Source organism: Kandleria sp., assembly GCF_017934775.1.
GTDB lineage: Bacteria > Bacillota_I > Bacilli_A > Erysipelotrichales > Coprobacillaceae > Kandleria > Kandleria vitulina.
In genome coordinates this window covers 1-10,908 of the sequence record NZ_JAGBIX010000020.1, presented here as the reverse complement: position 1 = coordinate 10,908, position 10,908 = coordinate 1, and the positions used below count along the sequence as shown (strand labels likewise).

The following is a 10,908-nucleotide window of genomic DNA, read 5'->3' as shown; positions in this document are numbered from 1 at the left end:
CTCCTGTATTCAATTGCGCAGTTGGCAGACCGCACAATCATTATACAGAGGGGATTTTATCATTTACAATACCTTTACCACTTCACTGAAGTCTTAAAACAACCTCACAGCATAGCTGTGGGTTTTATTGTTTTACAAAAAAAGAAGAATCTTATCGGATTCTTCTTTTTATTAATAGTGATTTTAAATAATAAGAAATCATCGCAAATAATATAATGATAGCGACATAATCAAGAAGGAAAATGAGTCTTGATTCATTTGTATCAATGAATGCAAACATAGTATTCATTGTTAAGTAGTCTATAATATGACGGTTAAAGAAGGCATAAAGTCCATATATGGAAATAGGAATTCCCATATATTTTATTTGTGTCTTTATTCTTAGATGAAATCCTAGATGCATACTCATTAAGATAAGACCCCAATACGCTAATGGTAAATGAATAGCTCTTACTAATGATGATAATGAAAGAACACTCACATTCTTAAGAAGATACTTGGACATTAGTAAACCTGTTATAGGCTGTATGATCATATACAATAACAATAATATATTGATAGTCGTATTCATGATTCTGAAGGCATTGTATTTTCCTTTAAATAATGTTGACCACCATTTTCTATTCATATAATGATGAATAAGATACAAGATAAAACAACAGATGCCCATTATTTCATGGAGTTCTTCTCCTATTAGTGAATAGGCCATCAATAAAGGCATCAGAATAATCATCGCACTATCGATGATTATTCTATAACATTTTGGCCCACTTTTTAACTTCATCTTCTGAACCTGAAACCTTTCTTCCTCTTATTGAGAGAGCTTTATCAGTAAGTACATGTGCACCTTTAGCTAAGTCCTTGAGGGTATTTAATGAGTTGGCACCGCTAGAGCTTCCTTCATGTGAGAAGAATGGAATGATTGTTTTTCCCTGTAGGTCTGCACCTTCAAGAAATGTCCAGACTGGCATAGGAAGATCATACCACCAGATTGGGAATCCAAGATAAATGACATCATATTTCTTTAGCATCTCTTTAGAGATGGTTGATGAAATCTCTGGTCTGATCTTCTGATCAAGTTCATCCTTGGCTCTTTCTGTACATTTTTTATAATCTGTACCATAAGATTTTTTAGGAACAATTCTAAATAATTCTCCCTTTGTTTCTTCACTGATCCATCGTGCCATCTTTTGGACATTTCCTGACCATGAGAAATAAACGACAAGAACCTTGCTGTTGCCTTTAAGCGCAGCTTCTTCTTTGTTTTCAATGCCAGTATGGTTAAACATTACACGTGAATAAATAAATATTCCACCAATCGCAATCGCTATAGCTACAATAAGTACAATGACTAATCTTTTCATGTTATTCTCCTTAATCTTCAATTACAAAAGCGCTTCTTAGACGTTCTTCTACACCTGGTGCATCAGGGTTATGACTTCCTTTTCCGGTATCCATTTGTCTAATGGCTTCCATTTCTTCATTAGTTAATGTGAAATCAAAGATATCTAGATTTGTCTTGATTCTTTCTTTATTTGTAGATTTAGGTAAAGTGATTACACCATCCTGTACTTCAAATTTCAAGATAATCTGTCCAGGATTTTTACCATATTTATTGGCTAAATTGGTAATGATTTCATGTGACAATAAGCTAGCATCACCATGACCAAGCGGATACCATGCTTCAAGTTTTGTATCTGTTTCTTTCATGAGGGCACGAATTTCTTTTTGCTGGAATAGTGGATTGAATTCTACCTGATTGACAGCAGGTTTAATGTTAAAGTGAGGTACAAACTTATTCCAAAGGGCAACTGACATATTGCTTACACCAATGGAATGAAGCTTGCCTTCAGCTTTTGCTTCTTCCATTGCTTTCCATGCTCCTTCTACATCACCATATGGCTGATGGATCAAGTAGAGATCAATATAATCAAGATTAAGTTTTCTTAATGATCTTGCGATTCCTCTTTTGGCTTCTTCATAGCCATTATCTGAAAGCCAGAGTTTACTTGTGACAAAGATTTCTTCTCTATCAATACCGCTATCACGAATAGCCTTTCCCACATCTTCTTCATTGAAATAGGCAGCTGCTGTATCGATATGACGATAACCTGATTTTAAGGCATTTAATACTGCCTCATAAGTTGGTCCATCATTAGGAATCATAAATACACCAAAACCAATTGTAGGAATCTTGTTTCCATCATTTAAAGTTAAATATTTCATAGTCCATCCTCCTTTAATATGTTGAGACGACACTTTTTGTCATGCGCCAAATACCCTTTGTTTTCTTAAGACTACATTGTTGCTGAAGTCGCCATGTATGCTTTCTTCCGCCAAATACTGCTGCTCTTACTTCACTTTGCCCTATTACAGTGGCAAAGTTGCCATCAAGCTTTACTGATATATTTCTTTCTTTGCTTGAATAGTAATTTAATGTTCCATTCATGACAGCTGTAATGAATTCTTCTTTTGATTGATGCATACCTGTCATATGTACTAATACATAACTATCATCTAATACGTCTTGAAGCAATGCTTCATCCTTATTGACCATGCCTTCATACATTTTATTGTAGACATCTTCAATCATCTCATGATCATCCATATCAATCTCCTACATGACTCCTTGATTATTAAGCCATTCCTGTACCTGATTCTCACTCTGTGATACACGACTTCCTAAGATAGAAAGACCGTCTTTGACTGTTGCTCCTTTGGCATATTTCTTAATATCTCTTTCACTTAATCCCATACCGCTTCCTTCATTAGTACAAAGTGGAAGGATTGTTTTATTGGTGAAATCAAACTGTTCTAAAAATGTTACAACGGCCATTGGCATAGTTCCCCAATAATTAGGATATCCTAAAATAATTGTATCATATTGATCCATATTGTTTGGCAATTGAACAAGTTCTGGTCTATATCCCTGTCTTAAATCTTTTTTTGCTTCTTCAATACATGTCATATAGACTGGAGAATAGGGTTCTTTCATTTCTATCTTGAATGTATCTGCCTCAATTAAATAATTAATTATACCTACAACTATTTCAGTGTTGCCTACTTTGACATATCTCATGGCTCCCCCAAAATAGTTTTCATCTGCTCTTGAAAAGAATGCTACTAAAGTTTTTGTCATTCTTACATCCTCCTTTTCTATTTACATCCTTTCATGTTTTATATAAAATATCCAATAGAAAGATTAAATATTCTATTTAAATATTTAATAACAAGGAGATACTTATGAATACAAAACAGATTGATTATTGCATTGAACTTGCCAAGACACAAAACTTCAGTCGTGGGGCAGAAAATATGTTTGTAAGTCAGCCGACCTTTTCTTATCAGATTAAGCTATTGGAAGAGGAAGTAGGATTTGCGATTTTTGAACGTAATGGGAAAGGTGCGTCTCTTACCCCTGCTGGCAAGCAGTTTGTCTCTTATCTTTCTTTAATGAGAGAGGAATTAAAGCGTGCTATTGAGCAGGGACAAAACTTCAGTGCCAAGTATAAGGACAATATTTCTATCTCTCTTCCGGTTAGACAATCTCTTTATTTTTTACCTGAAGCTATTCGTCTATTTGAAGAACAGATGCCAGGTATCCAGATTACTCCGGTTTTTCAATATGAAAATGGACTTGATCATTTTCTAAAAAATGAGACTGATCTTCTTTTTGAATTGCGTGAAAATACAAAACAGCTTGCAGGTACAGTGGTCCACGAGCTATTTCATAGTCATACTTATCTTATTGTAAATAGAGATGATTCTCTTGCTAAAAAGAATCTCATTTGTGAAGAGGATCTTTATGATAGAACCCTCATGGTGGGCGGAGGATCTCCTGTGGCTCTTCAGCGTCTTCAGCAGCATCTTATTTCTACAGGAAAGATCAAGTATTTCAATAGTCCTGATCATGATACAACCCTTACTAATATTGCAGCTGGAAAAGGCATCTGTCTTGCACCGGGATTCTTAAATGATCACAGTGGTCAATTTGCCTGGATTCCTTATGACTGTAAAGAAACATTTAACTGTGTTCTTGTTTCTCATAAGAATGATGCACGTGAAGGTCTAAGCTTATTCTTAAATATTCTCACTGAACTCTACAAGGATGCTGTCGCATTCCCATTATAGAAATTAATGAGAAAGTTCTCTTACATCAGAGAATACAAAGTACTGTTCTCTTTCAGCAATTCTCCACTATCCATTTACTTTGACATACTTATCTTCTCACAAGAATTTAAAGATATCCAATAGAAACATTTAATAATCAATTTAAATTTTAATGTTATTTTTTCTTAAACAATCGACGATTGAGCTGTGTACCAAAATAAAGCACTAAGAAATATAATACAAATTTACCTACTATATCTAATTTAGATGTAAGTGTTTTATCACTTACAATCCATGTTAGTAACGCAATTTCAATTGCATACAGTACTATTTTAATAACACTACTTTTATCAAAATCCATGATTATAAATTCCTCCCCTTTAAAAATGTTGATACTGCAAATAAGTGTTACGACATAAAACATAAATACTATATATATTTTAATACAATTATTATTTTTTAAAAAGATATATATTCAATATATAAAAAATCACCTGATTATAAATCAGATGATGTTTATTCATCAGGCTGCTGCCCATCATGTGCCTTCCAGGCACACTCAGTTATTTGCATATCAGTAAATACCGCTTTAAAGCTTGAATCTTCTGGACTGCATGCATAAACCCCAAAGCGAATAGTGCTGCCACCTTCCCACATATGGCATACACGCATCTGTGAAAAGTGAATACCGTCAGTTGAGCATTCAATACAGTAGTCATCTTCTCTTCGACTAAAGCGATACCACATTTCTTTGATATTGGCATCAATTGTCGTTGTTGCCCAATCTGAATAGCCATGATTAGTGACGACTGAACCTAGATGCTGGAATGAATCATTTTCATATTCAATGGAACCTTTTAGCCAGTTTTCTGAATCAAGATACATGACAATACCACACTGATCAAAACGATGATGACTTTCTTCAAAATGTGTTTTCACAATAAATGAAAAATACTTTTCATCTGTATCCATCTGGAGAACTGGGGCATTGTCATTTCTAAAATGATAGTAGGTTCTCTGCCATAAATCAGTATGTGGTTCTGTTACTATTTCTATTCTATCTGGTGAAATAGAATACTCTTTTGGTTCTCTTGTCCATTTCATTTTTTCTAACATATTATCTTTTCTCCCATTCTTTCTTTAGTATCGCAAACTGAAATGTGTTTTCATAATGTGGTGTGCCCTCTGGATTTTTAACAAAGGAAATGAATTCCTTGAATTCTCCTTCTTTACGCATACCTAATTTCTTGCATAGACGTTGACTTGCGACATTATAATCTTCTGTATATGCATAAATACGTCTTGCTCTTTTTTAGTAGACAAGTAATCAAGAAAAGCAACCTTTTCCTTGATAATTCTTATTTAACATCCAACAAGGGCTAAAAGTATCACTATTTTTGTCGTCATCTGGTTCTAGATAAGCTTCAATTTCTTCAATGACCTTCCCTGTTTCCTTTAATACTATAGCCAAATGAAATTCAGTTTCACCACTTCATCTCTTTAATTCATTAACCGCATCTTCCAATGTATCAAGTTTCATGCTCATAAAGCAATTCACTTCTGCTTCATGCAAATAGGCAAATACATCTTTTGCGTCTGTTTCAATCATAGTCTTCTCCTGTTTCATTATAAAAATCATATCACAACAAAATTTCTATTCAAGTTATTCCCCTTTATAAAGAAAAGACACTGTTTTATACAGTGTCTTAATTTATATATATAGTTAACAGGATATCTTCTTTTCCTAATAATTGATAGAATTCCTCTTTTGACTTACCAATTATTCTTCCTAATCTTGTGTAGTGATAGGCATGTTCATCATAGAATATGACTATCTGATTATGATTATATAAGACAATATCACCAGGCAATGTTGAAATATAGTGATCATCTGCAGGAAGATTTCCAATTGTTCCTACCTGTTCAAAAGTCCCATATTTTCTCATTTGAATAGTGATTGGCTTTTCTTTAATGCGTTGACGTAATGCTTCTACACTTTCATTATGTTCCCATTCTACTTGTTGGGGACTATTATCAATAAATAATTTCATTATTTTAGATATTCTCTAAAGAAGCTTTCTAACTTATCAAATGGAATATAGTCTTTATCTCCACCATCATATAGATCAGTATGGACAGCTTCTGGAATGATCATCAATTCTTTATTATCCGCATAATTACTATCTTTAATCATGTTGGCATAAGCATCTTTACTGAAGTAACATGAATGAGCTTTTTCTCCATGAATAAGCAATACCGCACTTCTTATTTCATGACTGTATTTTAAGATAGGCTGATTCATAAATGATTCACAGCCAATGATGTTCCATCCACCATTGGAATTTAGAGAACGTGGATGGTATCCTCTTTCTGTTTTATAGTAAGCATGATAGTCCTTTACAAAGAAAGGCATATCTTCTGTTATTGTTTCTACAACTCCACCGGCTAATGAATAGTTATTATTCTTTAAATCTTCTAGACGCTGTGCACACATAGCTTTCTTCTTTTCATAGCGTGCTTCTTCACTGTCTTCTGAATCAAAATATCCATTGGCATTGACTCTAGTCATATCATACATTGTAGAGGCAACAGTGGCCTTGATTCTTGTATCAAGGGCTGCGGTATTGATAGCCATGCCACCCCATCCACAGATACCGATGATGCCAATACGATCTGGATCGACTTGTTCATGAAGTGATAAGAAATCAACAGCGGCCATGAAATCTTCAGTATTGATATCAGGTGAAGCCATATATCTTGGCGTTCCCCCACTTTCTCCAGTAAAGGAAGGATCGAATGCAATAGTGATAAATCCTCTTTCTGCCATATTTTGTGCATATAATCCTGAACACTGTTCCTTTACAGCGCCAAATGGACCACTTACCGCAATGGCAGGAAGTTTCCCTTGGGCGTCCTTAGGACAATACATATCAGCTGCCAATGTGATTCCATAACGGTTCACGAATGTCACTTTAGAATGATTGACCTTTTCGCTCTTCTTAAATGTTTTATCCCATTCACTTGTAAGTTGAAGTTCTTCTTTTTTTATCATAGTAACTACCTCCTTTTATTTTCAATATTACTTTATCATCTTGTAAACAGCTTTACTAATAGTTATAATTAATATCATAAAATAACTATTAGTTATATCATAGGAGAATCCCATGGAAATAAGAACACTCAGATATTTTCTTGAAGTTGCAAGAGAAGAAAATATGACAAGAGCTGCTGAAATTTTACATATAAGTCAGCCAGCTTTATCTAAACAATTGAAATCTTTAGAAGAGGAACTAGGAAAAAAGCTTTTTACTAGACATTCTTTTAGCATAAAACTCACTGATGAAGGCATCCTTTTAAAAAAACGTGCTGAAGATCTTGTACTAATGGCTGATCGTATCAAAAATGAATTTATTTCACTTGATGATATTACCGGTGGTGAACTTTATTTGGGTTTAGCGGAATCTTATCAGATTCAATATCTTGCACATGAGATCAGTTCATTAAAAAAGCAGTATCCTTCTCTTAAATATTCTATTTCAAGCGGAGATACTGAACAGGTGCTTGAAAAGCTAGATAAAGGTCTCTTAGACTTTGTCGTATTAGCAGAACTTCCTGATACAACAAAATATGAATCTCTGATTTTCCCTTACTCTGATAAATGGGGTGTTGTGATGCCTGATGATGTTCCATTATCAAAAAAGAAAACGATTCATGTCGATGACCTTATTTCTCTTCCTCTTTTCTGTTCAGGGCAGGCATGGATCAATGATATTCCTAGATGGGCAAAAGATAAGATGGATAAGCTTCATCTTGAAGGATCTTTCAAGCTTTCTTATAATGCCTCATTTTTTGCAAAAGAGCATCTTGGTTATCTTCTTACTTTTGATAAGCTGATAGATACATCACCAGGAAGTGGATTGGTTTTTCGTCCGCTTGATCCTCAACTTGAAACAAATCTTTACCTTGTATGGAAGAAATATCAGACTTTTTCACCTATCGCTGAACTTTTCTTAAAACAGATTACTGAAAACTTTAAAAAAGCTGACTATACAGATGTATAGCCAGCTTTTATTTTCTTATAAATTGATGATCTGTTTCTGGCATTGAATCGTCTGATTTATAACGTTCAACACTCATATGAAGATCATATTTTTCTCTTAAATCCGTAATGGTTTTCATCATTGGTGAAGCATGATGAATATCAATAGATTCCTGATCCTGCCAGCTATCAATCAGCAAGACTGTCTCCGCATCATCGATTGACTGGAAATACTCATATTTAAGATTCCCCTTCTCTTTTCTAATAGCTTCAACCGTTCCGCTTGAAATCATTTCCTGCACAAATTTCATGGCGGCACCATTTTTACCTTTGTAACGTAAATTCACAGTAATACTCATAATCTTCCTCCTATTTCATATGTTTCTTTCATCATAGTTGTGTCTATACTTTTCCTTTATTTCCATGTCTCTTTTCCTTAATTAATTCATCTTTGCACAATCGCCAACCTTTTCTCCAGTAACAAAATATTCATAGGTAGGAAATTCAAATAATACTGGTTTGAAGATATGATAATCAATCTTTCCTTTTTCATTAAGAATAGATTCATCTACATAAGTAGAAAGAATTTTTCCAATAAAGTTATCAAAATGTTCTAATTCGTAATTATGATCTAATTCACATTCAATAGAAATCTTTGCATCATTAATAAGTGGTGTTCCTTGTGTTGTTAATGTATAAGAAAACATCTCTGATTTATCTTCCTTATTTCCACTGATAACTCCCATCTTGTCAGCTTTTTTAAGCCATGATTCATCAACGATATTAACTGAAAACAATTTATTGTCCTTGATTCCTTTATTCGTATAGTGTGACTGTACCATCGATACCATCAGATGACTATGTGCCACAGTGCCCGCATGGGCAACCAATGTCCAGTTAGGCTTTCCATCCACCATAGCTCCTACCACAATGACGGGAGCTGGATATAAGGCTAACTGTGCACCAATATTCTTTTTCATAGTTTATTTCTCCTGTTATTCAAACATTAATTTTAAAAACTGGTATGTCAACTGATAGATTGTGACTGAAGAATACTCTAATTCAACTTCATCCATTGCATCCTTTTGTTTCTTGGAAGGATATACATAAGGATAAACGCCATACATGTAAGGGAAGAATGCATATCTGATCCGTTCGCGTTTACTTTTAGAAAAATCACTTATATATTTTTTTAGACAGGTTTCAAATATTTCTAATGATTCCTTGAATACCTTTTTATATTCTACAAGTAACTCATAGCGACTATTTTCTTCTATTTCATAAAGGTTCATCGCTGAAATCTTCAGCATGGTTTTTCTTTTTTCTAATGACTTCGCTATAGCTTTTGCAAGTCCATCTTTATTTAAAGTCTTAGTGCCTTCAGCTATTTCTAAAAGACTGTGATTCCATTCTTCATACTCTCTAGTAAGCAATCCTAGAAATATTTCTTCCTTACTACGGAAGTAGTTATAGATTGAAGGTCTTGAAAAGTTTGTTTCAGCACTTATATCTTTAATAGTAATATCCTGAAAACCTTTTTCTTCATAAAGCTTATCGCAAGCATCCATGATTTCTTCTCTTCTCTTATCAATTGTTTCTTTTAATTCAACTGCCATGATATACTCCTTTATCTATATATTACCATTGTACCAAAGCAGCTATCAGTTGACAATGTGTCAATCTAAATATAAAAAATTAATCCATCTTTTTCTCCCACATACGAATAAGATTAAGGTTAAGATAGTCTGCTGTATTTTCTAGTTCTTTAATATGTTTATCTGTTAATTTGATATTTAATGTAGATAAAACATCATCTACATGATTAACTTTTGTAACCCCAACAATAGGAATAGTTCCTTTTTCTATTGCATAAGCAACAGGAATCTGAGCACTTGATACATGTAATTCATCAGCGATTTCTTTTAGCTTTTTATTCATGATTTCAAGTTTATCTAGTACTGGATTATAGACCTCAGCTCTTTGTGATCCTGCTGGGAATGGATGCTTGGTATCATATTTTCCTGTTAAGGCACCTTGTTCTAATACCATATAAGCAAAGAAGTAGATATGATTGTTTTTGCAGTAATCAAGAATACCTGATTTTTCAGATGATCTATTTAATAAACTATAGTGGTTCTGTACTGCTCCTAAACGTAATCCATGAGATTTTAGGATACGATCTGCTTCCTTGATTTCATCCAAGTTATGATTTGACACCCCGATAATAGGTGCATTGTCTTTCCCTTCATAATATGATGCGACTTCTTCAATCCATTTAGGGGAATCAACAGGGTTATGAATCCAATAAATGTCCATGTTGTTTATACCTAATAACTGATATTGCATATCAAGCATATCTTTTACTAGTGAATCAGATGAATAATCTGCACACTGTGGTGTCAGCTTATCAGAAATAATATAGGAATCTCGAGGCCAATCTTTCAAGAATGTTCCTAATATTTTTTCAGAAGTTCCCATGCCATAGACATAAGCACTATCCCATAAATTCAATCCGTTTTTCATTGCCCGATCAAAGACAGGCTGTAAGCTTTCTACTGTTAATTCATTTTCAAATGTTCCATCGTTGCCCCATGCCCATGCACCAAGTGCAACTTGTGCTGACACTCCAACGGCTAAAGCACGTTGGGTTCTTATATACATTCACTTCCAAATATACTCGAAAGCATATGAGACTAATGAGTTTCTATAAGACTTTCACTACCAAAGATGCCATTGCATCCATTAGCGATAGCATAAGG

At 34.0% G+C, this 10,908-nt stretch carries 15 protein-coding genes; 2 read left to right on the top strand and 13 right to left on the bottom strand.

The window, feature by feature from the left end; all coding sequences use genetic code 11:
- Positions 1-151: 151 nt before the first annotated feature.
- From J6L95_RS02895 to J6L95_RS02875, 5 genes are read right to left on the bottom strand one after another with little or no spacing between them, the layout of a single operon-like run.
- Positions 152-784 (bottom strand): DUF4405 domain-containing protein, encoded by a 633-nt coding sequence (locus tag J6L95_RS02895; RefSeq protein WP_287458081.1) that lies wholly within the window; start codon positions 782-784, stop codon positions 152-154.
- The gene (locus tag J6L95_RS02890) at positions 753-1,364 is read right to left on the bottom strand and encodes a flavodoxin (protein WP_287458080.1); all 612 of its coding nucleotides are present in this window, start codon (positions 1,362-1,364) and stop codon (positions 753-755) included. The genes J6L95_RS02895 and J6L95_RS02890 overlap by 32 nt, the downstream gene beginning before the upstream one ends.
- Positions 1,365-1,374: 10 nt before the next feature.
- Positions 1,375-2,226: an aldo/keto reductase gene (locus J6L95_RS02885; protein ID WP_287458079.1), complete on the bottom strand. Its 852-nt coding sequence runs from the start codon at positions 2,224-2,226 to the stop codon at positions 1,375-1,377.
- 13 nt (positions 2,227-2,239) lie between these two features.
- The gene (locus J6L95_RS02880) at positions 2,240-2,608 is read right to left on the bottom strand and encodes a nuclear transport factor 2 family protein (protein WP_287458078.1); all 369 of its coding nucleotides are present in this window, start codon (positions 2,606-2,608) and stop codon (positions 2,240-2,242) included.
- 9 nt (positions 2,609-2,617) lie between these two features.
- Positions 2,618-3,139: a flavodoxin gene (locus tag J6L95_RS02875; RefSeq protein WP_287458077.1), complete on the bottom strand. Its 522-nt coding sequence runs from the start codon at positions 3,137-3,139 to the stop codon at positions 2,618-2,620.
- Between the two features lie 104 nt (positions 3,140-3,243).
- On the opposite strand from J6L95_RS02875, the gene J6L95_RS02870 reads away from it, so the two are divergent.
- A complete protein-coding gene (locus J6L95_RS02870; RefSeq protein WP_074624036.1) occupies positions 3,244-4,131 on the top strand; it encodes a LysR family transcriptional regulator in 888 nt (295 codons plus the stop codon).
- 154 nt (positions 4,132-4,285) lie between these two features.
- Here J6L95_RS02870 and J6L95_RS02865 read toward each other — a convergent pair whose 3' ends face one another.
- The 4 genes from J6L95_RS02865 to J6L95_RS02850 form a co-directional block, all read right to left on the bottom strand.
- Positions 4,286-4,471, bottom strand: a complete 186-nt coding sequence (locus tag J6L95_RS02865) for a hypothetical protein (protein WP_287458076.1) — start codon at positions 4,469-4,471, stop codon at positions 4,286-4,288.
- Positions 4,472-4,626: 155 nt separating this feature from the next.
- On the bottom strand, positions 4,627-5,226 hold the full coding sequence (locus tag J6L95_RS02860) for a DUF1349 domain-containing protein (RefSeq protein ID WP_287458075.1): 600 nt from the start codon (positions 5,224-5,226) through the stop codon (positions 4,627-4,629).
- Positions 5,227-5,816: 590 nt separating this feature from the next.
- Positions 5,817-6,161 carry a cyclophilin-like fold protein gene (locus tag J6L95_RS02855; RefSeq protein ID WP_287458074.1) on the bottom strand — a complete coding sequence of 115 codons (345 nt, stop codon included), beginning with the start codon at positions 6,159-6,161 and terminating at the stop codon, positions 5,817-5,819.
- Positions 6,161-7,162 carry an alpha/beta hydrolase gene (locus tag J6L95_RS02850; RefSeq protein WP_029072902.1) on the bottom strand — a complete coding sequence of 334 codons (1,002 nt, stop codon included), beginning with the start codon at positions 7,160-7,162 and terminating at the stop codon, positions 6,161-6,163. The genes J6L95_RS02855 and J6L95_RS02850 overlap by 1 nt, the downstream gene beginning before the upstream one ends.
- A gap of 112 nt (positions 7,163-7,274) precedes the next feature.
- On the opposite strand from J6L95_RS02850, the gene J6L95_RS02845 reads away from it, so the two are divergent.
- A complete protein-coding gene (locus J6L95_RS02845) occupies positions 7,275-8,171 on the top strand; it encodes a LysR family transcriptional regulator (protein ID WP_287458073.1) in 897 nt (298 codons plus the stop codon).
- Between the two features lie 7 nt (positions 8,172-8,178).
- On the opposite strand, the gene J6L95_RS02840 is transcribed toward J6L95_RS02845, so the two are convergent.
- The 4 genes from J6L95_RS02840 to J6L95_RS02825 all read right to left on the bottom strand — a co-directional run bounded on the left by J6L95_RS02840 (position 8,179) and on the right by J6L95_RS02825 (position 10,810).
- Positions 8,179-8,508, bottom strand: coding sequence for a putative quinol monooxygenase (locus J6L95_RS02840; protein ID WP_287458072.1), 330 nt, complete (start codon positions 8,506-8,508; stop codon positions 8,179-8,181).
- An 81-nt stretch (positions 8,509-8,589) separates the two neighbouring features.
- Positions 8,590-9,129 carry a flavin reductase family protein gene (locus J6L95_RS02835; protein ID WP_031588813.1) on the bottom strand — a complete coding sequence of 180 codons (540 nt, stop codon included), beginning with the start codon at positions 9,127-9,129 and terminating at the stop codon, positions 8,590-8,592.
- A gap of 15 nt (positions 9,130-9,144) precedes the next feature.
- Positions 9,145-9,765 (bottom strand): TetR/AcrR family transcriptional regulator, encoded by a 621-nt coding sequence (locus J6L95_RS02830; RefSeq protein ID WP_029070561.1) that lies wholly within the window; start codon positions 9,763-9,765, stop codon positions 9,145-9,147.
- Positions 9,766-9,844: 79 nt separating this feature from the next.
- The gene (locus tag J6L95_RS02825; RefSeq protein ID WP_287458071.1) at positions 9,845-10,810 is read right to left on the bottom strand and encodes an aldo/keto reductase; all 966 of its coding nucleotides are present in this window, start codon (positions 10,808-10,810) and stop codon (positions 9,845-9,847) included.
- Positions 10,811-10,908: the final 98 nt, after the last annotated feature.

Bases quoted from the DNA above. Each gene is read 5' to 3' on its own strand.
- J6L95_RS02895 (WP_287458081.1), bottom strand. From the start codon at position 784: ATGAAGTTAAAAAGTGGGCCAAAATGTTATAGAATAATCATCGATAGT.
- J6L95_RS02890 (WP_287458080.1), bottom strand. From the start codon at position 1,364: ATGAAAAGATTAGTCATTGTACTTATTGTAGCTATAGCGATTGCGATT.
- J6L95_RS02885 (WP_287458079.1), bottom strand. From the start codon at position 2,226: ATGAAATATTTAACTTTAAATGATGGAAACAAGATTCCTACAATTGGT.
- J6L95_RS02880 (WP_287458078.1), bottom strand. From the start codon at position 2,608: ATGGATGATCATGAGATGATTGAAGATGTCTACAATAAAATGTATGAA.
- J6L95_RS02875 (WP_287458077.1), bottom strand. From the start codon at position 3,139: ATGACAAAAACTTTAGTAGCATTCTTTTCAAGAGCAGATGAAAACTAT.
- J6L95_RS02870 (WP_074624036.1), top strand. From the start codon at position 3,244: ATGAATACAAAACAGATTGATTATTGCATTGAACTTGCCAAGACACAA.
- J6L95_RS02865 (WP_287458076.1), bottom strand. From the start codon at position 4,471: ATGGATTTTGATAAAAGTAGTGTTATTAAAATAGTACTGTATGCAATT.
- J6L95_RS02860 (WP_287458075.1), bottom strand. From the start codon at position 5,226: ATGTTAGAAAAAATGAAATGGACAAGAGAACCAAAAGAGTATTCTATT.
- J6L95_RS02855 (WP_287458074.1), bottom strand. From the start codon at position 6,161: ATGAAATTATTTATTGATAATAGTCCCCAACAAGTAGAATGGGAACAT.
- J6L95_RS02850 (WP_029072902.1), bottom strand. From the start codon at position 7,162: ATGATAAAAAAAGAAGAACTTCAACTTACAAGTGAATGGGATAAAACA.
- J6L95_RS02845 (WP_287458073.1), top strand. From the start codon at position 7,275: ATGGAAATAAGAACACTCAGATATTTTCTTGAAGTTGCAAGAGAAGAA.
- J6L95_RS02840 (WP_287458072.1), bottom strand. From the start codon at position 8,508: ATGAGTATTACTGTGAATTTACGTTACAAAGGTAAAAATGGTGCCGCC.
- J6L95_RS02835 (WP_031588813.1), bottom strand. From the start codon at position 9,129: ATGAAAAAGAATATTGGTGCACAGTTAGCCTTATATCCAGCTCCCGTC.
- J6L95_RS02830 (WP_029070561.1), bottom strand. From the start codon at position 9,765: ATGGCAGTTGAATTAAAAGAAACAATTGATAAGAGAAGAGAAGAAATC.
- J6L95_RS02825 (WP_287458071.1), bottom strand. From the start codon at position 10,810: ATGTATATAAGAACCCAACGTGCTTTAGCCGTTGGAGTGTCAGCACAA.